The organism is Micromonospora sp. LOL_025 (genome assembly GCF_048060285.1).
In the GTDB taxonomy this organism is placed as follows: Bacteria; Actinomycetota; Actinomycetes; order Mycobacteriales; family Micromonosporaceae; genus Micromonospora.
Genome location: NZ_JBHMIR010000016.1, coordinates 86,967 through 113,403, shown reverse-complemented (window position 1 = coordinate 113,403; position 26,437 = coordinate 86,967). Strand labels below are relative to the sequence as shown.

Genomic DNA, 26,437 nt, shown 5'->3' with positions numbered 1-26,437 from the left:
GGTGGGCGAAACGACCGGCACCCGGACGGACAACGGTCATCCGGGGGTGGGTCGGGTGCTCGTGGTGATCCCGACCTACAACGAGGCCGACAACGTGGCGCGGATCGTGGCGCGGGTGCGTCGCGCCGCCCCGGCGGTGGAGATCCTGGTCGCCGACGACAACAGCCCGGACGGCACCGGTGCGCTCGCCGACGCCCTGGCCGGCGACGACCGTCGGGTGCACGTGCTGCACCGCGAGGGCAAGCAGGGCCTCGGCGCGGCCTACCTGGCGGGGTTCGCGTGGGCCCGCGAGCGCGGCTTCGACGCGGTGGTGGAGATGGACGCCGACGGTTCGCACGCCCCGGAGGACCTGCCCGCGCTGCTGTCCGCCGCCCGCGACGCCGACGTGGTGATCGGTTCCCGGTGGACCGCCGGGGCGCGGGTGGTGAACTGGCCGCTGCGGCGGCTGCTGTTGTCGCGCTGCGGCAACCTGTACGCGCGGCTGGTGTTGGGCATGCCGTTGTCCGACGCCACCGGCGGCTACCGGGTGTACCGGCTGGCGGCCCTGGACGAGATCGACCTGGCGTCGGTCTGCTCGCAGGGTTACTCGTTCCAGGTGGAGTTGTCGCGGCTGGCGCACCGGTGCGGGGCGCGCATCGTCGAGGTGCCGATCACGTTCGCCGAGCGGGAGCGCGGCAGCAGCAAGATGAGCCCGCTGATCGTGGCGGAGGCGTTGTGGCGCATCACGGCGTGGGGGGTGCAGGACCGGCGGCTGGCGGTGCGGCGGGGACTGCACGGCACCCCCACCGGTCAGGTGCGGTGGCCCTGAGCGGCGGCGTGTCATGCTGGACGGGGCGCCGGCGCCCGCGCGGGGTGGCCCCGCCGCAGGCGCCGCTGATGGCGAATGGGGTGAGATGCGCCGAGGACTGAGGTTTGTGCCGTTGGCCCTGTTGGCGGCGACGCTGCTGGAACTGCTGGTGTTCGTCGCGGTGGGGCGGGCGATCGGGTTCGGCTCGGCACTGCTGGCGGTGTTCGCGGTGTCGCTGCTGGGGCTGGTGCTGCTGCGTCGGGAGGGGATGCGCGCCTGGCGTGGCTTCAAGGTTTCCGCGCAGGCCGGTCAGCCGCCGGGCCGGCAGGTCACCGACGGTCTCGTCGGGCTCCTCGGCGCGCTGCTATTGGCGATGCCGGGCCTGCTCAGCGGCCTGGTGGGGGTGTCGTTGCTGGTGCCGCCGGTGCGCCGGCTGGCCCGCAACGGGGTGCAGCGGGCCGCGGAGCGGCGGGTGTCGTCGATGGTCGCCGGTGACCTGTTCGGGCCGCGCCGGGTGCGGGTGCGTCGGGGTGCGCCGCAGCCGCAGCCGCAGCCGGCTGCCGAACCGACCGTCGTCGTCGACGGGGGTCGCGCCATCGAGGGTGAGATCGTCGAGCCCGGCCGGAACTGATCCGGACACGACGGCGCCCCGGGAGCGGATGCTCCCGGGGCGCCGTGGCGTCCAGGTGCGGCTCAGGCGCGGCCGCGGCGGGTGCGGACCTCCTGCAGCCGCTCGGCGAGGATGTCCTCCAGTTCGGCGATGGAACGCCGCTCCAGCAGCATGTCCCAGTGGGTGCGCGGCGGCTTGGCCTTCTTCTGCTCCGGCTCGTTGCCGTCGACCAGCCGGGCCACGCTGCCGTCGAACTTGCACTCCCAGGTCGTGGGGACCTCGGCGTCGACGGCGAACGGGACCTCGAACTGGTGGCCCTTGGCGCAGAGGTACTCGCGGGTCTGACGCGGCGCGAGCTCCGTGTTGCGGTCGGATTCGTAGCTGACCGCGCCCAGACGGCTGCCACGCAGCATACGCTCGCCCATGATCGACTTCCCCTCGTTCGTGGTGCTGGTCTACTCGGTGTAACGGTCCGTTCCCGCCGGGCCATTCCCGCCCGGACGCCGGGCGGGCCTGCACAAGGGTAGCCGGCCATGCCAGCCGCCCGACGGGGTCGCCCCGGGCCGGGTCGGACGGGTGGAGTGTTTCCGCTGTGCCACCGGCGATGGTAGCCGTCCCGAGGCGGCGCAGGTCGCGGCGGCCGGTGACGCGCCGGCCGCGCCGCGCGGATACGCGCCCCGGCCCCCGCCGCCGCCCACCCGAGAGCCCGGTCCGCTCCTCCTCGCGGGGAAGGGCAGCGACCCGGCGCGGGGAACGGCACTGCGACGCGGCGGCCGGCTCAGGTCGCCGGGGTCGGTGGCAGCGGCAGCGGCAGGCCCGGCAGCCCGTCGATGCTGCGGGCCACGTGGTCCTTGCCGGCGAAGTAGTCGCTCAGCGACGCGTCGTCCTCGCGGGCGAAGCGCCGGGCGTGCAGGTCGCGGTCGGCGTCGTAGGACATGAACGGCACCGCGTAGCCGCAGGTGTCGCGGATGAGCTCGGCGCGCACGACGATGATCGCCCGCAGGCCGTGCACGCTGGTGTCGATGTCCGGGAAGTGGCCCGTCAGCTCACCCCAGCGGGGGTCGTCACGGAACACCGGCTCGCCGCGCCCGTGCACCCGCACGATGTTCGGCGGCCCGTCGAACGCGCACCACATGAGCGTGATCCGGCCGTTCTCCCGCAGGTGCGCGATCGTCTCGGCGTTGCTGCCCGCGAAGTCCAGGTAGGCCACGGTGTGCGCGTCGACGACCGCCCACGAGCCACGCAGCCCTTTCGGCGACAGGTTGATGGTGCCGTCGCCCGACAGCGGGGCGGTGGCGGTGAAGAACAGCGGCTGGTCCTCGATGAAGCTGCGCAGCCGGCCCTCGATGCGCTCGTATGTCTTTCCCACCTCCGCATCATGGCCCGGTAGGGGTCTCCCCACTGCCCCGGGTGGTGCGGCGCTCAGGGCGTGGACGCGGCGATGCGTACGCGGTCGCTGTCGTCGTCGGAGAGGAACGACGCCAACGCCCGTCCCCGCTCGATTACGGCGGCGCGCTCCGCGCGGGAGAGGCGGCGCAGCGGGGTGACGAGCACGGTGTCGGCCGTGCCGCTCCAGGTAGCGGCGACCCGGCCGTCGACCAGGACGACGCGGGTGCCGGCGACGGACAGGCCACGGTGGGCGTCGTCGACGATGCGGCTGCGGTCGTCGTAGCCGAGCAGCGCGTTGTCGAACGCCGGCAGGAACCGCACCGGGGCGGGTGTGTCGGGGCCGGGGCGCGGCGCGTCGGGCAGGTCCCACAGTTGCCGGCCCCGCTCGTCGCGGAAGGCGACCAGTTCCTCGCGGATCGCGGCCACCGCGGCCGGCAGCCCGGCGAGGCCACACCAGGCGCGCAGGTCGGCCGTGGCGGCCGGGCCGTACGCGGCCAGGTAGCGGCGCACCAGCGCTTCGCCGACGGGATCGCCGCCCTGCGGTGCCGGCGGGTCGATCTCGCGTCCCAGCCAGGTGGAGAGCAGGACGGTACGGACTCCCGCCCTCGTGCGCCACAGCCCGCGCGGCGGCAGCTGCACCACCGGGACGAGGGCGGCGAGCAGCATCTCGCCCAGCGCCCGCGGTCCCGGTGCCGGCCAGCGCTCGGCCAGGGCCCGCGCCACCTCGCTCGGCGAGCGGGACCGCTCGCCGGCCAGCACCGCCCGGCCCGCCGCCGCGAGTTCGTCGAGGTCCACCCCGGCGAGTTCGCTGCGGAAGACGCCGAGGACCCGTTGGCGCAGCATGCCGTCGTGGCGGGCCCGCCAGGCCAGGGCGTCGTCGGCGGTGACGAGGTGCACGGTGCGGCGCATGAGGTGCATCCGCACCACGGCGCGTCCCGTCAGCAGGTCCGACAGCGCCGCCGGGTCGAACGCGCGCAGCCGCGACCAGAGCCCGACGAACGGCTCCTGCGGTTCCTGCGCCTGTAGGCCGCCCAGGTGCGCGACGGCGTCGAGGACCGGCATGTCGGCGCGATCGAGCAGCAGCTGCCGGGCCAGGGTCGCGCGGTTGAGTGCCCGGTGGTCGAGAACGGTCATCGGCTCACGCCTCTCCTGCGGGTCCCCCGGGTGCGGGGGACGGGACCTGCCTGGGGGACGAGTGCTCGGGACGCCGGTCGGCGCCCGAGTACTCAGGTGGTCCGCTGCCCGTCGAGGGTCTCGCGCAGGATGTCGGCGTGCCCGGCGTGCCCGGCGTGCTGGGCGGTCTCGGCGATGAGGTGCGTCAGCACCCGGCGTACGCTGCGCACCGCTCCCGGCTCGTGCCACGGCGCCTGCGGCAACGGGTGGGTCGCCGACAGGTCGGTGACGGCGGCGACGATCTCCTCGCTGCGGGCGGCGACCTGCTCGTAACGGGCGAGGATCCCGGCCAGGGTCTCGCCGGGCAGCATCCGGAAGTCGGTCTCGTGGTCGATGGCCCACTGCGGCACCTCGCGTGCCGTACCGGCCGCGAGGTCGGCCCACGTGACCCCGTCGGGCAGGTCGTAGCGCATCGCCGACGGGCCCTCGGCCACGAAGCGCATCCACCCTTGCTCGACGGACGCGACGTGCTTGATCAGCCCGCCCAGGCACAGGGAGCTGGCCGTCGGGCGCTGGCCGAGTTGCTCGTCGCTGAGGCCGCGGACGGTGCCGGTCAGGGCGGCTCGGGCGCTCGCGAGCGCGGCGAGCAGGTCGGCCCGTTCGGCGTCGAGGGTCGACGGGGGCGTGGTGGTGACGGTCACGGCGTTCGGCTCCCTGTTGTCGTCGTCGGTTGGCACGTGACAACGTTCGCAGCCGAAGAGGACAGGGAGTGTCCGCTTCTGTGGGCATCATGGGCAGGTGCCGAAGACCTCCGCGCGCCTGCTGGCGTTGCTCTCGCTGCTGCAGGCGCGCCGGGACTGGCCGGGGGCGCTGCTGGCCGCGCGGCTGGACGTCAGCGCGCGCACCGTGCGGCGGGACGTCGAGCGGCTGCGGGAGCTCGGCTATCCCATCGCCGCCTTCAAGGGACCCGACGGCGGCTACCGGCTCGACGCCGGCACCCAGTTGCCGCCGCTGCTGTTCGACGACGAGCAGGCCGTCGCCCTGGCCATCGCCCTGCAACTCGCCACCACCGCCGGCGCCGGCATCGAGGAAGCCGCGGCGCGCGCACTGCACACGGTGCGGCAGGTCATGCCCGCCCGGCTGCGCCGCCGCATCGACGTCCTTCGGGTCACCGCCGTCGAGCCGTCCGCGTCCCGGGCGCAGCCGCAGGTCGACAGCGGCGTGCTCATGGCCCTCGGCGCCGCCGTGCACGCCCGCGAGGTGCTGCGCTTCGACTACACCCCCGTGTCCCCACCGGAGGCCGGCGACGACGGTGGGCGGCCTCCGCCGCGCCGGGTGCAGCCGCACCACCTCGTCACCTGGGGCGGGCGCTGGTACCTCGTGGCCTGGGACCTCGACCGCGAGGACTGGCGTACCTTCCGTGCCGACCGGATCGCCCCGCGCACCCCCACCGGGCCCCGGTTCACGCCGCGCGAGCTGCCCGGAGGTGCGGTGGCCGCCTTCGTGACCAGCAGGTTCCGGGGCTCCGACGGCTCCGGCGACTGGCCCTGCCGTGGGGAGGTGATCCTCGACCTGCCCGCCGCGGCGGTGTCCGGGTACGCCCGCGACGCGGTCGTCGAGGAACTCGGCCCGCACCGCTGCCGGTTCGTCCTGGGTTCGTGGTCGTGGGCCGGCCTGGCCGCCTCCATCGGCCGCTTCGACGCCGACATCGAGGTCGTCGGCCCGGCCGAGCTCAGGGACGCCTTCGCGCAGCTGGCCCGCCGCTACGCCGACGCCGCCACCGACGCACCCGCCGGTCGTCGCCGACGGGAGGAGCCGGGTGGACGCCGGGCACAGCAGCAACCGAAGGAAGTGCGATCTCAAGAAAATTAAGGTCAGACTCTAGGAATTTAAAGATTTGCCGGTTAGAACTTCGGATATGACAGAGCAGGCGATGGACTGGCAGGAACTCACGAATCTGACCCGGGGCCAGCCGTTCGTCGTCGAACGGGTGCGCCTGGCGAGCGGCGGCGTCGCGATCGAGGGCGAGTTCGCGCTGCCGCAACTGGCCCAGCTCAACGCCGAGGATCAGGTCTTCGTCACGGCGTTCGTGCGGTGCCACGGCTCCATCAAGGAGATGGAGCGGATCTTCGGGGTGAGCTACCCGACGGTCAAGTCACGACTGAACCGGATCGCGCAGATGTTCGACTTCGTCGAGACCGATCCGGCGCCGTCGCGGGCCGACGTCATCGAGCGGCTGCGCCGCGGTGAGCTCACCGCACAACAGGCGGTGTCCGAACTGGAGGGCCGCGCGTGATGCCACGCTCGCTCACCGTACGGGTCACCCGTTCGGACAGCCGTCCCGTCCGGATCTGGATCCCGGTGCTCCCCGTCGTGCTCGTGTGCTCACCGGTCGCGGTTCTGGCCGTGCTGGTGGCAGCGGTGGCCTGCCTCGCGTACCGCGTCAGCGTGGTGGGCGCGCTCGGCACGGGTTGGCGCATCGTCTCCGCGTTGCCGGGCACCCGGCTCGACATCGAGCAGGGCCGTACGGCCGTGCTCGTCACCGTCCGATAGGAGAGCTTCTGATGAACGAACAACGCAGGGACATCCTCGACATGCTGGCCGAGGGAAAGATCACCGCTGAGGAGGCGGAGCGGCTCATCACCGCGCTCGAACGGACCCAGCCGCCGGCGGCGTCGAGCCTCGGCACCCGGCCGAAGAACAGGGCGAAGTACCTGCGGGTGGTGGTGGACACCGTGGAGAACGGCGAGCCGGGGCGGGTCAACGTACGGGTGCCGCTGCAACTGCTGCGAGCCGGCGTTCGGCTGGCGGCCCTGATCCCGCCGCAGGCACTGGGCCAGGCCAACGCCGAGCTGAGCAAGTCGGGCGTGCCGTTCGACCTCACGCAGCTCAAGCCCGAACAGCTCGAGGCGCTCGTGGAGCACCTCGACGAGATGACCGTGGAGGTCGACCAGCCCGATGCCACCGTGCGTGTCTTCTGCGAGTAGCCGCCGTCGGGGTGGGACGGACCCTCGGAAGGGTGCGGGAACACCCTCCCGAGGCCGCGTCCGCTATCACAGAGCACGGTTGAACTGCGAATCTGGATTCTAGCCGCGCAGCCGGCCGGGTCGACGTCGACAGCGGCGAGGCCCGCGTCGGTCGCCGTCCGGGGCGCTCAGGGGGCCTGCCGGGCGCGGCCGGGGGTGCCGAGGTTGGCCAGGGCGGCGGCGAGGTGGCTGACCTGGTCGGCGAGCTGGGCGGTGCGCCGCTGCGCCTCGTCGCGGTCGGTCTCGGCGGCGCGCAGCCGTACGGTCAGGTCCTCGACACGGCCCTCGGCGGCGCTCGCGGCCTCGCGCGCGGCGGCCAGGTCGGCGCGCAGCGTGTCGTGCCGGCCGGCGAGGTCGGCCAGCTCCGCGCGGGCCTGCTCGGCGGTCGCCTCGGCGCGCTGCCGGGCGGTCTCGGCCTCCCGGCGGGCGGCTTCGGCGCGCTGGCGGGCCGTGTCGGCCTCGGCGGCGGCCGTGCGGGCAACGTCGGCCTCGGTGCGCGCCCGCTCGGCCTGCTCGCGGGCCCGGGCGGCGTGCTCGCGGGCCTGCTCGGCCTCGGCGTGCAGGCGCTGCGCGCGGTCGAGGGCCTCGGTGGCGGCGCGGGTCGCCCGGTCGGCGTCGGCGCGGGCGGCGTCGCGTTCGCCGGTGAGCTCGGTGGCGCGGCGGCGCTCGGCGTCGGCCTCGGCGCGCAGCGCACGCAGCTCGTGGCGGGCCGTGTCGCGGTCGCGTTCGGCCTGGGTGCGCAGGGCCTCCGCGGCGCTGGCCTGCCGGCGGGCGTCGTCGCGGGCGGCCTCCGCCCGGTCGGCGCGTTCGACCGCGGCCGTGGCCCGCTCGGCGGCGCGCCGGGCCTCGTCGTGGGCGGCGTCGCGTTCGGCAACGGCGGACCGGGCCTCCTCGCGGGCCCGGACGGCGGCCGCGGCGGCGTCCTCGGCGTCGCGGCGGGCGTCGTCGCGCTCGGTCTGGGCCGCCGCGACCTGCGTCGCGGCGTCGGCGCGGGCCTGCGCGAGCTGGCGTTCCACCCCGACCGGGGACAGCTCGGCGTGCAGGGCGTCGGCGAGGGCCTCCGCGACCTGCTCCAGCCGGTCCACCGCCTCCCAGGTGCGGGCCACCTGACCGGGCAGGCCGGGGGCGTTGCGGTGCCGCATCCGGCTGTTGCGTGAGGCCCGTTGGCAGGCGCCGTCGTTGTCGCGGCAGTAGCGGAACGGCCGGCCGGCGCCGACGCGCTGCGGCACCTGGCGTCCGCAGTGGGCGCAGGGGCGGGTCTCGGCGGGGGCGGGCTCGGCGTCCATCGAGGGCGGAGTCTACTGCCGGGCCCGGTGGCCCCCGGCGCAGCGCCCCGCGCCTCCGGGCCGGAGCGACCCCGGTCCGCCCGCCGCGCGGCGGACCGCCTGCGGCGTGGGCGGCGCGTGCCGCCGGCGGCGCGGGGGCGAACCGGCAGCCGGTGTGCACCGCGCGGACCTGTGTGGGGGCTGCTCAGCCGGCCGTGCGGGCCGTACGGTCCAGGGTGTAGCGGCGTTGCAGCAGCAGCGCGACGAGCATCGCCGCGGCGGGCAGCAGCCCGAAGCCCCAGCGGATCGCGGTCAGCGCGCCGTCGGGCTGCGTGACGCCCTCACCGGCGGTGGAGGCGACGAACCCGCCCGCGGCCAGGCACAGCGAGTACGCCCACGGGCCCAGCGCCGCGCCGGTGGCCTCGGTGGCCGTCCAGACCCCGGTGTAGGTGCCGGCGGCGCCGCCGCCCGCCCGGATGACGTCGGGCACCATCGAGAACGGCAGCAGTTGCATGCCGGCGAAGGCGACGCCGAGCACCGCCACGGCGGCCACCAGCACGGGCAGCCCCGCGGGGCGGCCGACGGCGAGGACCAGCGAGCCGACCGCGAAGGCGCCCTGGGCGCCCAGCAGCGCCCGCTGCTTGCCGACGCGGCGGGCCAGCGTCAGCCAGGCCGGGGTGACCATCAGCGCCGGGGCGACGAAGGCGGCCACCAGCACGGTGGTCAGTCCGGGGCGGCCCAGCTCGTACTCGGCGTAGTAGGGCACGGCGGCCAGGACCAGGTGGGTGGTGGTGGACATGGCCAGGTACGCGGCGACCAGCCAACGGAACTGCCGGTCGCGCAGCGCCACGACGAGCCCTCGCCAGCCGCCGCCGTGCGGTGCGGGCGTCGCGGCGGCGGCCCGGCGCAGCCGGGCGATGCCGGCCACGCCGACCAGCATGGCGGCCAGCATCCCGACGGCCAGCAGCACGCCCATCCGCTGGTAGCCGGCCCGGGTGGCGTCCTCGCCGCCGGCCAGCAGGGGTGCCAGCAGCCCGGAGGCGAGGATGCCGAGGGTCAGCACCACCATCCGGAAGGCCATCAGCCGGGTGCGCTCGTGGTAGCCGATCCGCAGGTCGGCGGGGGTGGCCAGGTAGGGGACCTGGTAGGCGGCGAAGAGCAGGTTGCCGACGACGAAGGCGAGCGCCACCCAGGCTGCGGCCGGCGCGCCGGTGAGCGCGCCGGGCACGGCGAACAGCGTGGCGAACGCCAGCGGCAGGGCGCAGCCGAGCAGCAGCAGCCGACGCCGGTCGCCCCGGCGTGCCTGCTCGACGTCGCAGCGGTGCCCGATCCAGGGATGCAGCAGCACGTCGGCGACCTTCGGCAGCAGCAGCGCCAGGCCGGCCAGCCAGGGGGCGACGGCCAGCACGTCGGTGAGGAAGTAGAGCAGCAGCAGGCCGGGGACCGTCACCCAGACGCCCATGCCGAGGGAACCGGCGGCGAAGCCGAGCAACGGCCCACGCGGCAGGGCGGTGGTGTCCGTGCCGGCCGGCTGCTGGTCGAGCCCGGTCATGGCGGCCTCCTCGGCGGGCGCGCAGCCCGCAATCCAACGGATGCTGGATTGTAGGGGCAGAATGGCGGCCATGACCATGCCCCGCCGTCGACCCGGGCGGCCCCGCCGTGACGAGACCCGACCGACCCGGGAGGTGGTGCTGACCGCCGCGACCGCGCTGTTCGCCCGGCGGGGCTTCGACGCCGTCGGGCTGCGGGAGGTCGCGGCGGCCGCCGGCGTCGACGTGGCCACGGTCTCGCACCACACGGGTACGAAGGCGCAGCTCTACGACGCCTGCTTCGCGCGGGTCTTCGCCGCCGAGCGGGAGGCGCTCGAGGCGGCGGCCGGGCGCGCCCGGCAGGCGCTGGACAGCGGGCCGGCCGAGGTCCGGCGCGCGCTGCACGACCTGGTGGACGTGTTCGTGGACTTCCTGGAGGACCGGCCGGAGACCACCGCGTTGTGGCTGCGCCGCTGGCTGGAGCCGCAGCGGCACGCCGAACTCGACGAGCGGTACGCGGCCCCGCTGTACCGGCTCGTCGCCGACCTGCTCGCCGCCGCCGCGGCGGCCGGGGCGCTGGTCGAGCCGACGCCGCACGTGACGGTGCGCAGCCTGGTGTGGGCGGTGCACGGGCACGTGGTCGCCCTGGCCGCCGGCGGGGGGTCGCAGGCGCGCGAGCGGCGGGAGTTCCGCGCCTTCGTGCACCGCTTCCTCGACGGGCTGTACGGGCCGGCGACGCCTTGACGTGCCGAGGCGTAGCGGGTCATTATCCAACGCACGTTGGATAATGGGAAGGAGCCGGCGATGGGTACGCAGCCGTCCGTGGCGGTCATCGGCGCGGGCGCGGCCGGGCTGGCCACCCTCAAGGCGTTCGCCGACGCCGGCGTGCCCGCCGTCTGCTTCGAGGCGGCCGACCGGGTCGGTGGTCTCTGGGTGTACGGGGCGCCCGGCTCGCCCGCGTACCGGACCCTGCACCTGAACACCAGCAAGGCGCGCACCGAGTTCGCCGACCACCCGATGCCGGCGCACTGGCCGGACTACCCCGACCACGGCCGCGTCGCCGGCTGGCTCACCGGCTACGCCGACCGGTTCGGGCTGCACGACGCGGTGCGGTTGCGGCACACCGTCGACCGGGTCGTCCCCGCCGGCGACGGCCGGTGGACGGTGCACGCCGACGGACCCGACGGCGGCGTCGAGGTCACCGTCGACGCCGCCGTCGTCGCCAACGGCCACAACCGGGTGCCGAAACCGCCCACCCCCACCCCACCGGGCACCTGCACCGCCGAGCAGCTGCACAGCCACGCCTACCGGGGGCCCGAACAGCTCGCCGGCCGGCGGGTTCTGGTCGTCGGCGGCGGCAACTCCGCCATGGACATCGCCGTGGACGCCTCGTACGCGGCCCGGCGCACCCTGCTGTCGCTGCGCCGGGGCGTCTGGGTGGTGCCGAAGCACCTCCTGGGCCGCCCGTCGGACACCCTCAACGGCGCCCTGGCCCGGCGGTTGCCGTGGCGGCTGCGCCAGCGCATCACCCAGCGGCTGCTCACCGCGACCGTCGGCGCGCCCACCCGCTACGGCCTGCCCGCCCCCGCGCACGGCTTCCTCCAGGACCACCCGACGCTGTCGGACGGGCTGCTGTCGCGGCTGACCCACGGCGAGATCGAACCCCGCCGCGGCATCGCCGGCTTCGACGGCGAACGCGTCACCTTCGCCGACGGCCGCGCCGACGAGGTCGACCTGGTGATCTGGTGCACCGGCTACCGGGTGGAGATTCCGTTCCTCGACCCCGCGCTGCTCGGCGACGGGGCGGACACCATGCCGCTGTACCGGCACGTGTTCCACCTCGACGCGCCCGGGCTGGCGTTCGTCGGGCTGATGCAGTCCACCGGCGCCGCGTTCCCGCTGGTCGAGGCGCAGGCCAAGCTGGTCGCGGCGCAACTGTCCGGCCGCTACGCGCTGCCCGAGCCGCACGCACAGCGCGCCGCCTGCCGGGCCGAGCTGCGCGCCGCCACCGCCCGCTGGGGACAGCGCCGGCCCGCCATGCGGGTGGACTTCGACGCGTACCTGGCCGAGCTGAGGCGGGAACTGGCCGCCGGCACCCGCCGCGCCCGCGCCACCGGAGCCACGGCATGAGTGCGCTGGAGCACCGCCGGGTGCTGGTCACCGGGGCCAGCGGCACCTTCGGCCGGCACCTGTGCGCCGCGTTCACCGCCGCCGGGGCGCGGGTCGTCGGCATCGACCGCCGGCCGGGCACCGTCGGCGGCGTGCCGGTGCTCGGCTGCGACCTGACCGACCCGGCCGCCGTGGCGCCCACGGTCGCCGCCGCCGTGGACCGGCTCGGCGGGCTGGACCTGCTGGTCAACAACGCCGGCGTCGGCGGCCCCGCCCCGGCCGAGCTGCCACCGGACGCGGTGGTGCGCCAACAGCTGGAGGTGAACCTGCTCGCCGCCTGGCGGACCACGGCCGCCGCGCTGCCCGCCCTGGAGGCCGCCCGCGGCCGGGTGGTCTTCGTCGCCAGCCGGATGGCCCTGCTGCCGCTGCCGCTGGCCGCCGCGTACGGGGTCAGCAAGCGGGCCCTGGTCGCCTACGCCGACGCGCTGCGCCACGAGGTGGGCACCCACGTCGGGGTGAGCGTCGTCTACCCGAGCATGGTCGCCTCGCCGATCCACGACAGCACCGCCGACGCCGGCCTGTCCCTGCGGGCAGTGTCCCGCCCGGAACCGGTGCAGGGGGTCGTCGCCGCGATCCTGCGCGCCGCCACCGCCCGGCGGGCACCCCGGGACGTGGCCACCACCCGGCGCGGACGCCTCGAACTGGCCCTCGCCCGGCACGCCCCGACGCTGGCCGACCGGCTCGTACGCCGTACCGTCGCCGCCCGGGTCGCCGCCGGCGACCTGGACGCCGCGCCGCTGGCCGCCGGGATGCTGCGCCGGCACCGCGACGCCACCGGCTAGCCTGGCCGGCGTGGCCGTGTCCCCGTACGTCGCCCGGCTGCGCGCCCACGTCGGTCACGACCTGCTCCTGCTGCCCGGGGTCAGCGCGGTCGTGCGCGACGACGCCGGGCGGGTGCTGCTGGCCCGGCGGCATCCGGCGCTCGGCCGGCCCGACGCGCTCTGACCGCCCGTCGGCGCAGGGCGTGCGCAGGCGGCCCCGGCCTCGACGTCCAGCGCCGCTCATCCGGGGGCGGCGAAGGCCACCTCGGCCGGCGTCGCCGCGGCCAGGTCCACGTCCCGCCCGCCGTACGGGCTGCGCACGCTGATCCGCTGCGCGACGGGGGAGAGCAGGCGGGCCCGTAACCGCCCCGGCGACCAGGACAGCTCCTCGACGGTGACGCGCCCCCGGCAGGCCACCCCGCGCAGCGCCCCGGCGTCCAGTCCCGGCAACACGGCCGGCAGCAGCCGCAGCTGCCCCGGGCGGGACTGCACCAGCGACTCGGTCAGCACCGCCGGCAGGGTGTGCGCGGCGTCGGCGTTGTACGTCACCAGGCCCGGGTTGTGCGCGCTCATCAGGGACCGGAAGAACATGTCGTTGCCGAGGATCTTCAGCAGGTTCCCGGCAGTCAGCGCGCCGTCGTGCAGCCGGGCGGCGGCCAGCGCCCGGTGCAGGCTGCCGTGCGCGGAGAGGTTCTCGTCGCCGCGCAGCGTCAACGCCCGGTGCGCGGCCCGGGCCAGCTCGGGGGTGTCGTCCGGGTCGATCTCGTCCAGCGGCCACACCGGGTAGAGGTGGCTGACGTGGCGGTGGTCGTCGTCACCGTGGTAGCCGGGCCAGGCCCACTCGGCCAGCGCCCCGCGCCCGTCCACCCGGTACGCGGGCAGCCGCGCGAGCAGCCCCGCCCACCGGTCCGAGCCGGTCACCTCGGCGGCGGTACGCAGGGCGTGCCGGGCCGCGGCGATGTCCATCGTGGCGTTCACCGCCACGTGCACCGCCCGCCCCCGCTCGTCGTACGGGCCGGTCTCCGCCGAGTACGAGGGCACCACGACCACCCTGCCCGCCTCGTCGGTGACGGTGAGCAGGTCGGCGAAGAAGTCCGCCACCTCCGCCAGCCAGCCGGCCACCTCCCCGAGGGGCGCGCCGGTGACCAGGTGGTGCTCGTGCAGCGGGTGCAGCAGCCAGTCCGCGCCGGGCAGCCACGCGGCGAAGGGCCAGTCCTCGTGCAGGTGGAACAGGTGGCCGTGCTCGCCGTCGGTGCGGCTGGGCGCCAGCAGGCCCCGGGCCCCGTAGACCGCCCGCGCGTTGCGCCGCCAGTCGTCGACCTGGCCGCGCACCAGGTTCGCGTGCGCGGCGGTCACCTCCGGCAGGGCGCCGACGTTCGCGCCGGCCAGTTGCAGGTTGAGGTTGGCGTCGGTGGTGAAGTCGCCCGCCCAGGCGGCGTCCCACGAGCCGAGCCACAGCCCGGTCAGCCGGGGCGGCAGGACGCCGCTGGCGCTGAGCAGCAGGTACCGCCCGGCGTGGAACAGCCGCTCCAGCAGGGCCGGGCGCAGCGTGTCCGGGTCGGCGTTCTGCGCCGCGATCAGCTCGCCCACGGGCAGTTGCCGCTGCGCCGCCGGCACCCGCAGGTCCAGGCTCACCCGCCGGTAGGCGCGCCCGTGCAGGGCGGCGTGCCGTTCCAGCAGGGTCTCGTAGTCGTCACCGGCGTGCGCCGCCAGCCGGTCCTCCAGGTCGCCGGTGCGCCACGGCGGCGTGTCGGGGCGGTCGAGCACCGTGGTCAGCAGCGCCGGGCCGCGCACCGCCACCCGGTCGTCGCCGACGACCGCCACGTCGCCGCGCAGCAGGGTGAGCCCCTCGAAGCCGTACGCGCCGCCCGCGTCGGGGTAGCGGCCCCGCACCCGTAGGAAGACCAGATCCCCCCGGCGGTACGCGGCGGCGCCGTAGCGCACCGACTCCGGCCGGCCGGGCAGGTCCCCGGTGACGCCCACCTCGCAGGGACCCGCGTCGACGTGGGTGACCACCAGCGCGTCGGCCCGGGAGACGAACGAGCGCCGGCGGCCGCCCGACCATTCGACGACGACCTCCCCGGTGGTGAACTCGGTGCGGCGCCGGTAGTCGTCGACCGGGCCGGGCGCCACGGCATCGACGGTGAGGGCGAAGCCGGGGTGGAACGACTGCGTCCAGCGCAGCACGCCGTCGCCGGCGAGCAGCCGGCTGGCCTCCGTGCGCCGGCCGTCGAGGATCAGCTCACGGATGCGCGGCAGCAGGGCGGCCAGCTCGGGCGGTCGGGCGTCGCGGGTGCCGTTGGGCAGGACGAAGCGGTGGTGGTTGACGATGATGCGTTCGGCGTGCGGCCGGCCGTACACCATGATCCCGGCCTCGCCGTTGCCGGAGAGGAAGGCGTCCTCCCAGCGGGCGGCGGGGGCGGTGTCGACGATGCGGTGCGCGGCCGGGGGCGGTCCGGCCGTCACCGGCCGGCCCTCGCCGTCGAAGCGGGGGCGGCGGTGCTGCCGCGTACGGTCAGCCGGGGTGGCAGCAGGGTGACCTCCGGCACCGCCTCGCCGTCGAGCTTGGCCATCAGCAGCGAGACGGCCTGCGTGCCGATCTCCTCGGCGGGGACGGGCACGGCGGTGAGCATCGGGCTGGCCTGCTCGGCGAAGCGGTCGGGGCAGACGGCCACCACCGACACGTCCCGTGGCACCCGCCGGCCCAGGGCGGGCAGCGTGGCCAGCACGGGGTCCACGGCGGCCTCGTTCTGCACGATCAGCCCCGACACGTCCCGGTGGCGCTCCAACAGGTCGGTGAGGGTCCGGCGGACGGCCACCGCCCCCTCCTCGCAGGGCAGCGCCACCGCGTCGACGCCGTGGCCGACGGCGGCCTCGACCACGCCGGCGCGGGTGCGGTGCGCGAAGCCGGTGCCCCGGTCGTAGACGGCGGCGGGCGCGCCGAGCAGGGCGACGCGCCGGTGCCCCAGCCCGGCCAGGTGCGCGACGCAGGCCCACCCGGCCCGGTGGAAGTCCAGGTCGACGCAGGTCAGGCCGGTGGCGTCGGCGGGCAGGCCGATGAGCACGCTGGGCCGGGCCAGCTCCCGCAGCAGCGGCACCCGCGGGTCGTCCAGCTCCACGTCCATGACCAGGACGCCGTCGACCAGGGCGGTGGCGGCGACGCGCCGCAGGCCGGCGGGCCCCTCGTCGGAGGTGACCAGCAGCACGTCGTGGTCGAAGCGGCGGGCGGTGGTGACCACGGCCATGGCGAACTGCATCACCACGGGCACCTGCATCCCCGCGCGCAGCGGCAGGACCAGCGCGATCACGTTGGCCCGCCGGCTGGCCAGGGCCCGCGCGCCGGCGTGCGGGTGGTAGCCGAGCAGGCGGATGCTGGCGAGCACCCGGTTGCGGGTGACCTCGGAGATGGCGCGCTTGCCGCTGAGCACGTACGACACGGTGCTCACCGCGACCCCGGCGTGCCGGGCGACGTCGGCGATCGTGGGCTGCTCGGGCGACGTGCGCCCCCGCGCCCCGCTCACCGCGCCCGCCCCGACGCCGGCAGGGCCGCCCGGCCGTCGGTCGCCTCGTCGCCGCGTACGGCGAGGGCGCCGACCAGCCGCACGTCGCGCGCGGAGCGTCCGACGAGAACGGTGTGGGTGGCGTCCTCCACCACGCGGCGGCCCCGGGTCTCGTCCCACCAGCTCAGCTCGGCGGTACGCAGCCGCAGCCGGACCACCTGCCGCTGCCCCGGCGCGAGGCTGATCCGGGCGAAGTCCCGCAGCTGGCGCAGCGGCTGCTTGACGCGGGAGCGGCGCTGGCGCGTGTAGAGCTGCACCACCTCCTCGCCGGGGCGCTCGCCGGCGTTGGTGACCTCGACGCTCACCTCGACCTCCTCGCCCGCGCGGGCCTCGGCGACGCTCAACCGCAGGCCGGCGTAGTCGAAGCGGGTGTAGCTGAGCCCGTGGCCGAACGGGTACAGCGGATCGCCCCGGTGGTACAGGTAGGTCGCGTCGGAGCCGATCACGTCGTAGTCGAGCAGGTCGGGCAGCTCGGCGGCGTCGGCGTACCAGGTCTGGGTGAGCCGGCCGCCGGGCTCGGCGTCGCCCAGCAGCACGTCGCCCAGCGCGGTGCCGTGCTCCTGGCCGCCGTGCGCGGACCACAGCACCGCCGGCAGGTGCGTCCCGGCGTCGCCGACGGCGTACGGGTAGCTGCTGGTCAGCACCAGCACGGTGCGCGGGTTGGCGGCGTGCACCGCCCGCAGCAGCGCCTCCTGACCGGCGGGCAGGGCCAGGTCGACGCGGTCCTCGGTCTCCCGGCCGTTGACCATCGGGTGGTTGCCCAACGCCACCACTGCCACGTCGGCGGCGGCGGCCAGGGCGGCGGCCCCGGCGGCCCCGTCGACCAGCAGTTCCACCGTGAACCGGGTCGCGTCGCCCGGGGTCGGGGCGTCGGCGCGCAGCCGCCCGTCCGCGTCGACGGCGACGTACCGGTCGGTGGCGAGGTGGTGCAGCAGCGCCGTGCCGTCGGGGCCGTCGTGGAAGCGGAAGGTCTCCCGCACCACCCAGCCGCCCGGTCCCGGGCGGTCGTTGGCGAGCGTGCCGGCCTCGTCGGCTCCGACGTGCCGGCCGTTGCCCGCGGCGCGCAGCGCCACCACGTCGCGTCCCCAGTCGAAGACGTCGAACCCGGTGGCGTCGGCGCCGACGGTCAGCGGGCCGCCGTCGGGGCTGTCCGGGCAGCCGACGTACTTGCCGCCGACGCGCAGCGTGATCCGGTCGGTGCCGGGGTGGGTGGTGACCGTGGACAGCCGCTCGGCCAATCCCTGGTACGCGGTCACCGCGTACGGCAGGCTGCCGCTGTACCAGTCGGTGTGCACGGCGTCGGCCAGCGGGCCGAGCACGGCCACCCGCAGCCCCGCGTCGGTCAGCGGGAGCAGCCCGTCGTTGCGCAGCAGCACGATCGACTGGCGGGCGGCCTCGCGGGCCAGGTCCCGGTGCGCAGGGCGGTCGACGACGTCCGGCGCGACGCCGGCGAAGGGGTCGTCGCCCGGGGGGGCCAGGTCGCCGAGGCGGACCCGGACGGTGAGGATCCGCCGGACCGCGCGGTCCACGTCGGACACGCTGATCAGCCCCCGCTCCAGCGCCTCGGTCAGCCGCCCGACGGTCGGGGCGCTGTCGGCGTCGTCCTCGGTGAAGCTGTCGATCCCGGCGCGCAGGGCGGCGGCGAAGCCGCTGACGTGGTCGGGCAGGTGGCCCTGCACCCCGGCGATGTTGGTCACCGCGCCGGCGTCCCCGACCACCATCAGCTCCGCGGGCGCCCACCGGCGCAGCTCGTTCTCGATGAGCGGGCTCAGGTGCGCCGGCACCCCGTCGACGAGGTTGTAGGAGGCCATCACGGCGACGGCAGCGCCGGCGGCCAGCGGGGCGCGGAAGGCGGGCAGCTCGTACTCGTGCAGCACCCGGGGGGACAGGTCGCTGGAGGTGGTGGCCCGGTCGGTCTCGTTGTTGTAGGCGAGGAAGTGCTTGACCGTCGGCGCCGTCCGCAGCCGGTCCGGGTGGTCGCCGCGCAGTCCCTGGGCGTACGCGGTGGCGAGCCGGCCGGTCAGCCACGGGTCCTCGGACCAGCCCTCCTCGTTGCGTCCCCAGCGGGGGTCGCGCAGCGGGTTGACCACCGGCGCCCAGACGTTGAGGCCGACCCGCTCGGGGTCGGCGTGGTGCTTGGCGCGGACCTCGTCGCCGACGGCGGCGCCGACGGCCCGGACCAGCTCGGGGTTCCAGCTGCTGGCGAGCCCGACCGCCTGCGGGAAGACGGTGGCCTTCCCGAGCCACGCCACCCCGTGCAGCGCCTCGGTGCCGGTGCGGAACGGGGGCAGGCCGAGCCGGGGCACGGCCGCCTGCCACTGGTGCAGCAGGCCGAGCTTCTCCGGCAGGGTGAGCCGGCCCAGCAAATCGTCGACGAGGTCTTGCGGACAGGGGGCGGGGTGCTCGGTCATGGTCGGTGTCGCCTTCCGTGGGTCCGCGTCGCGACCGTGTCGAAGCGCTTCGACGAACGGTGGGGCGAGCGGCGTCGCGGTGGGGGGTGGCGGTCGCCGGCCCGGAAGCGTTGAAGCGCTTCGACGACTGCGCGAGACATGCCGCCCCGGGTGCCCGAGCCACAGGGCGGCGGTTCGAGGTTGGCACCACCGGGCCGGTCCGGTCAAGGCCCGCCGGTAGGGCGAGGTCCTCCGCCTCGCGCACCCCGAACGGCCCGGGGTCACGCCACGGGAAGCCGGCCCGACTCGACGGCGGCGAGCGCGGCGGTGGCGCCACCGAGCGCGGTGGCCGCCGAGTCCAGGGTGGAGGCGTCGAGCAGGCAGCCGCCGGCGCCCGGGGCGTGGGTCCGCGCGGCGAACTCCGTCCGGGCCGCCGGCAGCAGCCACGGTGCCAGGGTCGCGAAGTGCCCGCCGACCACCACGGCCTCGGGGTTGAGCAGGTTGGCCAGGACGGACGCGGCGTGCCCGAGCCGGCAGCCGATGTCGGCCAGTCCCGCCAGGACGGTGGGGTCGTCCTGGCGGGCCAGCGCCTGGATCCGTTCCATCTCCGGCAGGAAGTCCGTGACCGGCCCGTCCTGCTGCGTGTCGGGCAGGAGGCGGCCGACCACCGCCGGCAACCCGGCGTACGCGACCAGGCAGCCGCGCCGCCCGCACGCGCAGGCCGGACCGGCCGGGTCGAGCGTCAGGTGCCCGATCTCGCCCGCGAATCCCCGTCCGCCGCGTAGTAGCCGCCCGCCGGCGACGATTCCCGCGCCGACGGAGGCGCCGCCGGTGAGGTGGACCAGGTGGGCGGCCCCGGCGTACGCGCCGTGGCGGTGCTCGGCCAGGACGGCGAGGTTGGCGTCGGTGTCGACGTCGACGGTGAGGCCGGGCTCGCGCAGTGCGGCGCGTAGGTCGGCGGCGAGGGCCACGTCCCGCCAGCTGAGCGCGGTGGCCCGGGGGACGGCGCCGTCGGCGTCGACGAGGCCGGGCACGCCCACGGCCAGGCCCAGGACGCGGCGGTCCTGCCCGGTCAGCCGGGTGATCGCCCGCCGGGCCAGGGCCGCCAGCGCGCGGACCGTCTCGGCGGGGGAGGACGACGGCGCGGCGAAGGCACGCCGCCAGGTGAGCAGCCGGGTGCCGGCCAGGTCGACGGCGACCACCACCAGTTCGTCGGCGGCGATCTGCATGCCCAGGGCCGCGTACGGGGCGCCGTCGAGGACGAGCATGGTCGCGGGGCGGCCGACCCGGTTCTCGGTCAGCCCGGTCTCGCGCAGCAGCCGCCGCTCGATCAGCTCGCCGACCAGGCTGGACACCGTGGCCTTGTTCAGCCCGGTGTGCGCCGCGATGTCGGCCCGGGAACAGGGGGCGTGCCGGCGGACGTGCCGCAGCACGACGGCCCGGTTGGCCGTCCGGACGTCGCCGAGGTCGCTCGGCCGCGGTTCGTTGTGGCTGCTGATCACGATCTGTCCGCTCCCTGGGCGACGGTGCGCGTTCCCGGTGCTGCCGCGCGCCCCATCATCGCGTACGTCGCCGGGGCCGCTGTCTTGTGGGACGGATCACCGTCGATTAGTTTGTTCGGCTAGAACCCCAACTAATTCTAGCCGGACACGCGCGGTCCGCGAAACCGCCACCGAAGACGAAGGGAGTGCGCCGTGAAGCCGTCCCTGCCGGGCGCATCCACCGACCGCCGGTCCCTGCTGCGCCTGCTCGGCCTCGGCGCCGCCGCGACGATGGGCGGCACCACCCTGGCCGGTTGCAGCAAGGAGGCCGGGAGCAAGGGCAGCGCCACGAAGGCCGACGCCATCCGTTCGGTGCTGCCCACCCACAAGGCGGCCGAGCTGCTCCCGCCGGACATCCCCGGCGAGGGGCCGATCCCCGACGGCTACCTCAGCTACCCGCGCAGCCTCGTCGACGCGGTCACCGAGCAGCCCGGCCGGGGCGGGCCGCCGATCCGCACCATGAGCCCGTGGTGGGGCCCCGCCCCGCCGACGGCGGGCCGCAACTCCTACCTCGCGGCGGTCAACGCCAGGCTGGGCGTCGAGGTGCACCCGAGCCTGCAGGACGGCACCACGTACGCCGACAAGCTCAACGCGATGCTCGGCGCCCGCGACGTGCCGGAGCTGCTCAGCGCCCCCAACTGGGAGGTCGACAAGGTCGCCCGGTTCTCCGACGCGGTCAAGGCGCTGTTCGAGGACCTCACCGACCACCTCAAGGGCGACGCCGCCGCGAAGTACCCCTACCTGGCCGCGCTGCCGACCGGCGCCTGGGAGTACTCGGTGTGGGGCGGGCGGCTGTACGCCGTGCCGTTCCCGACCGACGGGCCGTTCGCGTACGCCCTGTTCTACCGCGCCGACCTGCTGGCCTCGGCCGGCCTGGCGGCCCCGTCGTCGCCGGAGGAGCTGCACGAGTTCGGCCGCCGGGTGACCGACCCGGCCAAGGGGGTGTGGGCCTTCGGCAGCGTCTTCGAGATGGTGCAGCAGTTCTTCGGCTGCCAGCAGACCTGGCGCAAGAAGCCCGACGGCGGCCTGGAGCACAAGTTCGAGAACCCGGCCTTCGCGGCCGCCCTGGAGTTCACCGCCAAGCTGTTCGCCGACGGGCTGGTGCACCCCGACACCGTGGCCAGCAAGGGCGCCGACGAGAAGCAGTTGTTCAAGGCCGGCAAGATCCTCATGTACCAGGACGGCCTCGGCGCCTGGCAGGGCATGCAGGGCGAGCGGGTCAAGGAGCTGCCGAGCTTCGACATGCAGCCGCTGCCCGTCTTCGGCGCGGCCGGGGCGCAGCCGGTCATCTGGGGCAGCGAGAAGCCGGTGTTCTACACCTTCGTCAGGAAAGGCCTGGGCGCCGAGCGCGTCGACGAGCTGCTGCGGGTGCTCAACTGGTGCGCCGCGCCCTTCGGCAGCCGGGAGTTCGAGCTGCGCGAGTACGGCGTGGAGGGCAAGCACTTCACCCGCTCGGCCGACGGCAGCCCCATCCCCACCGAGCTGGGCCGCAAGGAACTGGGCGCGCAGTACACGCACATCGGCGGCCGGGTCCCGGTCAAGGTGCGCAGCGGGGACACGCCCGACTACGTGCGCGACTACCTGGGCTACTACCAGAAGAACATCGCCCGGATGGAGAAGGACCTGTTCGCCGGCATCAAGCTGGAACTGCCGGCCAACTGGTCGAAGATCATCCAGCCGACCGACGACAAGATCCGCGACATCCTCCGGGGCCGCCGCCCCGTCGGCGACCTGGAACAGGTCCGCAAGGAGTTCCTCGCCTCCGGAGGTGAGGAGGGGCGCGCGTTCCACGAGAAGGCGCTCGCCGACAACGGCCGATGAGCGGCCCGGGCACCGCCGGCGCGGTCGACGCGCCGGCGGCCACCGGCCCGGCCACAGCCGTCGGGCAGGATCCGTCCGCCGTCAGCCGGCCGCCCGTGCGGCCCCGACGCACCCTGCGGGACCGGCTGCGCCGGGACTGGCCGCTGCTGGCCATGACGGCGCCGGCCGCCGCGCTGCTGCTGGTCTTCCACTACCTGCCGACGCTGGGCAACGTCATCGCCTTCCAGGACTACAACCCGTTCGTCGGCGACGACCCCCTCGAGGCGTTCTGGTACAGCGAGTGGATCGGCTTCGGCAACTTCGAGGCGCTCTTCGGTGACCCGCTGTTCTGGGACGCGGTCCGCAACACCCTGAGCATCACCGCGTTCCAGCTCGTCTTCTTCTTCCCGCTGCCGATCCTGCTGGCCGTCCTGCTCAACAGCCTGGTCTCCGGGCGGGTCCGGGGCTTCGTGCAGAGCGTGGTCTACCTGCCGCACTTCTTCAGCTGGGTGCTGGTGGTCACCTTCTTCGTGCAGATGCTCGGCGGGGCCGGGCTGCTGGCCCAGGAGATGCGCGAGGCCGGCATGCAGCCGTTCGACGTGATGACCGACCCGGACACCTTCATCGTGCTGGTCACCGCCGAGGCGGTGTGGAAGGACATCGGCTGGGGCGCCATCGTCTTCCTGGCCGCGCTGGCCGCGATCGACCCCAATCTCTACGAGGCGGCGGCGGCCGACGGGGCCGGGCGGTGGCGGCGGCTGTGGCACATCACCCTGCCGGGCCTGCGGCCGGTGATCGTGCTGCTGCTCATCATGCGCCTCGGCGACGCGCTGTCGGTCGGCTTCGAGCAGTTCATCCTGCAACGCGAGGCGGTCGGCCGGGAGGCCGCGGAGGTGCTGGACACGTTCGTCTACTACCAGGCCATCAGTACGCAGCAGTGGGGCCTCGGCGCCGCCGCCGGGCTGTTCAAGGCCGTGGTCGGGCTGGTGCTCATCCTCACCGCCAACAAGGTGGCGCACCGGCTCGGCGAGCAGGGGGTGTACGCGAGATCATGACCGCGCAGCTCAGTGGCGCCGGACCGGTGCCGGCCCGCCCGAACCCCGACCCGCCGTCGCCGCGGCGGCGGCGGTCCCGGCGGCCCCCCTGGGAGGAGCCGCCCACGGTGCCGGGCACCGTGGCCAAGGGCGTTGTGCTCGCGCTGCTCGTCGCGGCCGTGCTCGTACCGCTGTGGGCGGTGCTGGTGACCAGCCTCGCCTCGCGGGACACGATCGACGACGCCGGCGGAATGGTGATGGTGCCCCGCGAGATCGACCCGTCGGCGTACGTGACCATCTTCAGCGGCGGGCAGATCACCCAGGCGGTGTGGATCAGCACCCTCGTCACGGTGCTCGGCACCACCGTGAGCCTGGTGCTCACCGTCCTCGCCGCGTACGGGCTGTCCCGGCCCGGGTCGGTGGGGCACCGGGGACTGCTCTTCTTCTTCCTGCTGACCTTCCTGATCTTCCCCGGCCTGGTGCCCAGCTACCTCGTGGTCACCGGCCTCGGGCTCAAGGACAGCATCTGGTCGCTGATCCTGCCCAGCGCGATCAGCGTGTTCAACCTGGTGGTGATCCGGGCGTTCTTCATGAACGTCCCCGGTGAGCTGCTCGACAGCGCCCGCATCGACGGCGCCGGGGAGTTCCACATCCTGGTGCGCATCGTGCTGCCGCTGTCCAAGGCGGTGATCGCCGTCGTCGGCCTCTTCTACGCCGTCGGCTACTGGAACGCGTACTTCAACGCGGTGCTCTACATCGACGACAACGACAAGTTCCCGATCCAGCGGGTGTTGCAGAGCTACATCCTCGCCGGGCAGTCGCCGAACGTGTCCGGGGCGGCGGTCAGCCTGCCCGGCGTCACCGCGTACCCGCCGACGCTGGCGGTCAAGATGGCGGTGGTGGTGGTGACCGTGATCCCCGCGGTGATCGTCTACCCGTTCGTGCAGCGGCACTTCACCAAGGGCGTCATCACCGGCGCGGTGAAGGGCTGAGCGGACCCGTGCGGCGCCCGACCCGTCGCGGGCCGGGCGCCGCGGCGCGTCAGGCCGGGTCGGGCAGCCATCCCTCGAAGGGCGCCGGGGTCACCGGCTCGCCGTTGAGCAGCAGCCGGGCGGGGCAGTCCGCGCCGACGACGCTGACGCGCGTCACCCGCAGCGGCCCGTCGGTGTCCACGCGCAGGGTGTCGCCGTCGCGGACGGCCGCCACGACCGTGTCGCCGTCGACGTCGTGCAGCACCCGGCGGGCGTCGACCCCGCCCCAGCTCACCAGGGTCACGTCACGGAACGGCCCGTCGCCCACCGTGTCGCCCGGCGCGACCACCGGCACGAGCGCGCCGTGCCGGACGTAGAGCGGCAGCCGGTGCGGCGGCACGTGGACCCGCAGGTGCCGCCCGCCGGGGTGCCGCTCGCCGGTGGCGGCGTCGACCCAGTCGTCGCCCACTGGCAGGTAGACGTCGCGCCGCCCGGACGGGTCCGTGACGGGGGCGACCATCAGGTCGGTGCCGAGGCGGTACTGCAGGTCCGTGGTCCAGGCCGTCGGGTCGTCGGGGGTGTCCACCAGCAGCGCGCGCATCATCGGCGCCCCGCCGGCGGCCGACTCCACCGCGGCCGACCACAGGTACGGCATCAGCCGGTAGCGCAGCCGCAGGGCGGCCACCGCGTCGCGTTCGGTCTCGTCGGGGAAGTCCCACGGCAGCCGGCTGGTGGTGCCGTGCAGGCGCACCAGCGGCGACAGCGCGCCGAACTGGGTCCAGCGGACGTAGAGCTCCGGCGTCGGTGTGCCGTGGAAGCCGCCGGTGTCGTGGCTCCAGAACGGCACGCCGGACAGCCCGTGCGACAGCCCGCCGCGCAGGGTGCTGGCCAGCCCCGGCCAGGTGGCGTTGACGTCACCGCTCCACTGGGCGCTGTGCCGCTGCCCGCCCAGGTACGACGAGCGGGCCCACACGGTGCGGTGCCCGGTCACCTCCTCGGTCACCTGGGCGACCACGTCGTTGAACAGCAGCGCGTACACGTTGTGCAGCTCGACGCCGGTCATCCCGTTGTGCGCGACGGCGTCGACGGGCACGCCCTCGGCGAAGTCGGTCTTGAACACCGCCACCCCCTGTTCCAGCAGGGGCCGCAGCAGCCCGGTGAACCACCCGACGGCCGCCGGGTTGGTGAAGTCCACGATGGCGCTGGCGGGGTGGCTGCCGTGCCAGACGTCGGCGACGTACGGGCTGCCGTCGGCGTGGCGCAGGAAGTAGCCGGCCTCGGCCGCCTGGGCGTAGAGCGGGCTGCCGGTCATCAGGTACGGGTTCATCCAGAGGCAGACCCGGAACCCCTGCCCGGCGAGGGTACGCAGCATCGCGGCGGGGTCGGGGAAGGCCTCGTCGTCCCACCGCAGGTCCGACCAGCGCCCGGCGACCTGCCAGTAGCAGTCCAGGTGCAGCACGTCGCAGGGGATGCCGCGCTCGCGCAGCAGGCGCCCCCGCTCGAGCACCCGCTCCTGCGAGTCGGGGAAGAAGCCGGAGGAGACCCAGGCGCCGAACGCCCACTTCGGCGGCAGGTACGGCCGGCCGGTGAGCCGGTCGAAGCGGTCGAGCACCTCGGCCGGTGTCGGGCCGGCCAGCACGTAGTAGTCGAGCAGGTCGTCGGGGACCAGGAGCTGCACGCTGCTGTGGGTGGACTGGCAGACGTCGAACTGCACCGGCAGCCCGCTGTCGACCAGCACGCCGTAGCCGCGGTCCGACAGGTAGAACGGCACGTTCTTGTGGGAGCGGTCCGACTCGCCGCCGAAGGCGTCGAAGTTCCACATCAGCGGCCGCTGCCCCCGCTTGTCCAGCGGGGTGAACTTCTCGCCGAAGCCGACGAAGCGTTCGTCGCCGGGCGCGACGAAGCTCTCGTGCCAGGCGACGGGCGCGCCGTCGACGGTGGAGCGGCCGAACGGCAGGGTGCGCCGCCGGCCGCTGATGTCGCGGGTGCCCGGGTCCTGGTCGAGCAGCAGCCGCCCGTCCGCGCCGAGGAAGCGCAGGTGCCACGGGTCCAGCCGGATCTCGGCGACCACCGCGCCGGCGTCGACCCGGACGTGGGCGTCGTCGACGGTGACGGTGGCCGGGTGGGCGCCGGGGTGCACCAGCGGCAGCGCCCGGGCGGAGCGGCTGCGGGCCTGCGGGTCGTCGGACAGGCGCACCCGGATCACCCCCTCACCGGCGGCGTCGACGCGTACCACCATGCTCGCGCCGTCGGAGAGGGCGGCCTTGAACGTCACCCCGTGCGGGTCGGTCGCGACGACCTCGGCCCGACCGACGACGGCGGCACCGTCCTCGCCGGGGCCGCGCACCGGCAGGTCGGGTGGGTCGGCCACGAAGGTCTCGTACGGGACCAACGGCGGTCGGTAGGGCATCGGCGTCTCCTCCGGGATGGTTCCGACGGTCCCGTCAGTTTCTTTGGCTTCCCAACTAACTGTCAACGATAACCTTCATTGG

General features: G+C 75.1%; 24 protein-coding genes. 13 read left to right on the top strand and 11 right to left on the bottom strand.

Annotated features, from left to right (window positions below):
• Position 1 precedes the first annotated feature (1 nt).
• Together ACFHW0_RS20250 and ACFHW0_RS20245 are read left to right on the top strand one after the other, a co-directional pair.
• Positions 2-808, top strand: coding sequence for a polyprenol monophosphomannose synthase (locus ACFHW0_RS20250; protein ID WP_416609800.1), 807 nt, complete (start codon positions 2-4; stop codon positions 806-808).
• A gap of 85 nt (positions 809-893) precedes the next feature.
• Entirely contained in the window at positions 894-1,418 is a 525-nt protein-coding gene (locus ACFHW0_RS20245) for an FxsA family protein (protein ID WP_416609798.1), read from the top strand.
• Positions 1,419-1,480: 62 nt separating this feature from the next.
• On the opposite strand, the gene ACFHW0_RS20240 is transcribed toward ACFHW0_RS20245, so the two are convergent.
• From ACFHW0_RS20240 to ACFHW0_RS20225, 4 genes are all read right to left on the bottom strand, one after another.
• Positions 1,481-1,822, bottom strand: coding sequence for an RNA polymerase-binding protein RbpA (locus ACFHW0_RS20240; protein WP_007460094.1), 342 nt, complete (start codon positions 1,820-1,822; stop codon positions 1,481-1,483).
• Between the two features lie 353 nt (positions 1,823-2,175).
• Complete coding sequence (locus ACFHW0_RS20235; RefSeq protein ID WP_416609795.1) at positions 2,176-2,766, bottom strand: pyridoxamine 5'-phosphate oxidase family protein; 591 nt, start codon at positions 2,764-2,766, stop codon at positions 2,176-2,178.
• Positions 2,767-2,819: 53 nt separating this feature from the next.
• Positions 2,820-3,920, bottom strand: coding sequence for a winged helix DNA-binding domain-containing protein (locus ACFHW0_RS20230; protein WP_416609793.1), 1,101 nt, complete (start codon positions 3,918-3,920; stop codon positions 2,820-2,822).
• 92 nt (positions 3,921-4,012) lie between these two features.
• Complete coding sequence (locus tag ACFHW0_RS20225) at positions 4,013-4,636, bottom strand: DinB family protein (protein ID WP_416609791.1); 624 nt, start codon at positions 4,634-4,636, stop codon at positions 4,013-4,015.
• A 61-nt stretch (positions 4,637-4,697) separates the two neighbouring features.
• Here ACFHW0_RS20225 and ACFHW0_RS20220 point away from each other — a divergent pair, with 61 nt between their 5' ends.
• From ACFHW0_RS20220 to ACFHW0_RS20205, 4 genes are read left to right on the top strand one after another with little or no spacing between them, the layout of a single operon-like run.
• Complete coding sequence (locus tag ACFHW0_RS20220) at positions 4,698-5,771, top strand: helix-turn-helix transcriptional regulator (RefSeq protein WP_416609789.1); 1,074 nt, start codon at positions 4,698-4,700, stop codon at positions 5,769-5,771.
• A 46-nt stretch (positions 5,772-5,817) separates the two neighbouring features.
• Complete coding sequence (locus ACFHW0_RS20215) at positions 5,818-6,195, top strand: DUF2089 domain-containing protein (protein WP_416609788.1); 378 nt, start codon at positions 5,818-5,820, stop codon at positions 6,193-6,195.
• The gene (locus tag ACFHW0_RS20210; protein WP_416609786.1) at positions 6,195-6,452 is read left to right on the top strand and encodes a hypothetical protein; all 258 of its coding nucleotides are present in this window, start codon (positions 6,195-6,197) and stop codon (positions 6,450-6,452) included. Before ACFHW0_RS20215 ends, ACFHW0_RS20210 begins: the two co-directional genes overlap by 1 nt.
• Before the next feature lie 11 nt (positions 6,453-6,463).
• Positions 6,464-6,886, top strand: a complete 423-nt coding sequence (locus ACFHW0_RS20205) for an SHOCT-like domain-containing protein (RefSeq protein WP_416609785.1) — start codon at positions 6,464-6,466, stop codon at positions 6,884-6,886.
• Between the two features lie 167 nt (positions 6,887-7,053).
• Here ACFHW0_RS20205 and ACFHW0_RS20200 read toward each other — a convergent pair whose 3' ends face one another.
• Complete coding sequence (locus ACFHW0_RS20200) at positions 7,054-8,211, bottom strand: hypothetical protein (protein ID WP_416609783.1); 1,158 nt, start codon at positions 8,209-8,211, stop codon at positions 7,054-7,056.
• Between the two features lie 184 nt (positions 8,212-8,395).
• Positions 8,396-9,742, bottom strand: a complete 1,347-nt coding sequence (locus ACFHW0_RS20195; protein WP_416609781.1) for an MFS transporter — start codon at positions 9,740-9,742, stop codon at positions 8,396-8,398.
• A gap of 70 nt (positions 9,743-9,812) precedes the next feature.
• Between ACFHW0_RS20195 and ACFHW0_RS20190 the strand changes: the two genes are divergently transcribed.
• The 4 genes from ACFHW0_RS20190 to ACFHW0_RS20175 are packed head-to-tail and all read left to right on the top strand — an operon-like array spanning position 9,813 to position 12,833.
• Positions 9,813-10,463, top strand: coding sequence for a TetR/AcrR family transcriptional regulator (locus ACFHW0_RS20190; RefSeq protein WP_416609779.1), 651 nt, complete (start codon positions 9,813-9,815; stop codon positions 10,461-10,463).
• 60 nt (positions 10,464-10,523) lie between these two features.
• Positions 10,524-11,849, top strand: coding sequence for a flavin-containing monooxygenase (locus tag ACFHW0_RS20185; RefSeq protein WP_416609777.1), 1,326 nt, complete (start codon positions 10,524-10,526; stop codon positions 11,847-11,849).
• Positions 11,846-12,670, top strand: coding sequence for an SDR family NAD(P)-dependent oxidoreductase (locus ACFHW0_RS20180; RefSeq protein ID WP_416609776.1), 825 nt, complete (start codon positions 11,846-11,848; stop codon positions 12,668-12,670). Before ACFHW0_RS20185 ends, ACFHW0_RS20180 begins: the two co-directional genes overlap by 4 nt.
• A gap of 10 nt (positions 12,671-12,680) precedes the next feature.
• Positions 12,681-12,833, top strand: a complete 153-nt coding sequence (locus ACFHW0_RS20175; protein ID WP_416609774.1) for a hypothetical protein — start codon at positions 12,681-12,683, stop codon at positions 12,831-12,833.
• Between the two features lie 56 nt (positions 12,834-12,889).
• On the opposite strand, the gene ACFHW0_RS20170 is transcribed toward ACFHW0_RS20175, so the two are convergent.
• The 4 genes from ACFHW0_RS20170 to ACFHW0_RS20155 all read right to left on the bottom strand — a co-directional run bounded on the left by ACFHW0_RS20170 (position 12,890) and on the right by ACFHW0_RS20155 (position 20,101).
• Positions 12,890-15,115, bottom strand: coding sequence for a glycosyl hydrolase family 95 catalytic domain-containing protein (locus tag ACFHW0_RS20170; protein WP_416609772.1), 2,226 nt, complete (start codon positions 15,113-15,115; stop codon positions 12,890-12,892).
• Entirely contained in the window at positions 15,112-16,170 is a 1,059-nt protein-coding gene (locus tag ACFHW0_RS20165) for a LacI family DNA-binding transcriptional regulator (RefSeq protein WP_416609770.1), read from the bottom strand. The genes ACFHW0_RS20170 and ACFHW0_RS20165 overlap by 4 nt, the downstream gene beginning before the upstream one ends.
• Positions 16,167-18,620: a glycoside hydrolase family 3 C-terminal domain-containing protein gene (locus tag ACFHW0_RS20160; RefSeq protein ID WP_416609768.1), complete on the bottom strand. Its 2,454-nt coding sequence runs from the start codon at positions 18,618-18,620 to the stop codon at positions 16,167-16,169. The genes ACFHW0_RS20165 and ACFHW0_RS20160 overlap by 4 nt, the downstream gene beginning before the upstream one ends.
• A gap of 260 nt (positions 18,621-18,880) precedes the next feature.
• Positions 18,881-20,101 carry an ROK family transcriptional regulator gene (locus tag ACFHW0_RS20155; protein ID WP_416609766.1) on the bottom strand — a complete coding sequence of 407 codons (1,221 nt, stop codon included), beginning with the start codon at positions 20,099-20,101 and terminating at the stop codon, positions 18,881-18,883.
• Between the two features lie 192 nt (positions 20,102-20,293).
• Here ACFHW0_RS20155 and ACFHW0_RS20150 point away from each other — a divergent pair, with 192 nt between their 5' ends.
• From ACFHW0_RS20150 to ACFHW0_RS20140, 3 genes are read left to right on the top strand one after another with little or no spacing between them, the layout of a single operon-like run.
• The gene (locus ACFHW0_RS20150) at positions 20,294-21,961 is read left to right on the top strand and encodes an extracellular solute-binding protein (RefSeq protein ID WP_416609764.1); all 1,668 of its coding nucleotides are present in this window, start codon (positions 20,294-20,296) and stop codon (positions 21,959-21,961) included.
• Positions 21,958-22,995, top strand: a complete 1,038-nt coding sequence (locus tag ACFHW0_RS20145; protein ID WP_416609762.1) for an ABC transporter permease — start codon at positions 21,958-21,960, stop codon at positions 22,993-22,995. Before ACFHW0_RS20150 ends, ACFHW0_RS20145 begins: the two co-directional genes overlap by 4 nt.
• Positions 22,992-23,966, top strand: a complete 975-nt coding sequence (locus ACFHW0_RS20140) for a carbohydrate ABC transporter permease (RefSeq protein ID WP_416609760.1) — start codon at positions 22,992-22,994, stop codon at positions 23,964-23,966. The genes ACFHW0_RS20145 and ACFHW0_RS20140 overlap by 4 nt, the downstream gene beginning before the upstream one ends.
• 49 nt (positions 23,967-24,015) lie before the next feature.
• Here the strand turns inward: ACFHW0_RS20140 and ACFHW0_RS20135 are convergent, their stop codons facing one another.
• The gene (locus ACFHW0_RS20135; RefSeq protein WP_416609758.1) at positions 24,016-26,355 is read right to left on the bottom strand and encodes a TIM-barrel domain-containing protein; all 2,340 of its coding nucleotides are present in this window, start codon (positions 26,353-26,355) and stop codon (positions 24,016-24,018) included.
• Between the last annotated feature and the right edge of the window lie 82 nt (positions 26,356-26,437).

Coding starts and splice junctions, on each gene's coding strand:
- ACFHW0_RS20210 (WP_416609786.1), top strand. CDS start 6,195: ATGCCACGCTCGCTCACCGTACGGGTCACCCGTTCGGACAGCCGTCCC.
- ACFHW0_RS20230 (WP_416609793.1), bottom strand. CDS start 3,920: ATGACCGTTCTCGACCACCGGGCACTCAACCGCGCGACCCTGGCCCGG.
- ACFHW0_RS20185 (WP_416609777.1), top strand. CDS start 10,524: ATGGGTACGCAGCCGTCCGTGGCGGTCATCGGCGCGGGCGCGGCCGGG.
- ACFHW0_RS20140 (WP_416609760.1), top strand. CDS start 22,992: ATGACCGCGCAGCTCAGTGGCGCCGGACCGGTGCCGGCCCGCCCGAAC.
- ACFHW0_RS20190 (WP_416609779.1), top strand. CDS start 9,813: ATGACCATGCCCCGCCGTCGACCCGGGCGGCCCCGCCGTGACGAGACC.
- ACFHW0_RS20200 (WP_416609783.1), bottom strand. CDS start 8,211: ATGGACGCCGAGCCCGCCCCCGCCGAGACCCGCCCCTGCGCCCACTGC.
- ACFHW0_RS20145 (WP_416609762.1), top strand. CDS start 21,958: ATGAGCGGCCCGGGCACCGCCGGCGCGGTCGACGCGCCGGCGGCCACC.
- ACFHW0_RS20205 (WP_416609785.1), top strand. CDS start 6,464: ATGAACGAACAACGCAGGGACATCCTCGACATGCTGGCCGAGGGAAAG.
- ACFHW0_RS20180 (WP_416609776.1), top strand. CDS start 11,846: ATGAGTGCGCTGGAGCACCGCCGGGTGCTGGTCACCGGGGCCAGCGGC.
- ACFHW0_RS20160 (WP_416609768.1), bottom strand. CDS start 18,620: ATGACCGAGCACCCCGCCCCCTGTCCGCAAGACCTCGTCGACGATTTG.
- ACFHW0_RS20135 (WP_416609758.1), bottom strand. CDS start 26,355: ATGCCCTACCGACCGCCGTTGGTCCCGTACGAGACCTTCGTGGCCGAC.
- ACFHW0_RS20240 (WP_007460094.1), bottom strand. CDS start 1,822: ATGGGCGAGCGTATGCTGCGTGGCAGCCGTCTGGGCGCGGTCAGCTAC.
- ACFHW0_RS20215 (WP_416609788.1), top strand. CDS start 5,818: ATGACAGAGCAGGCGATGGACTGGCAGGAACTCACGAATCTGACCCGG.
- ACFHW0_RS20195 (WP_416609781.1), bottom strand. CDS start 9,742: ATGACCGGGCTCGACCAGCAGCCGGCCGGCACGGACACCACCGCCCTG.
- ACFHW0_RS20245 (WP_416609798.1), top strand. CDS start 894: ATGCGCCGAGGACTGAGGTTTGTGCCGTTGGCCCTGTTGGCGGCGACG.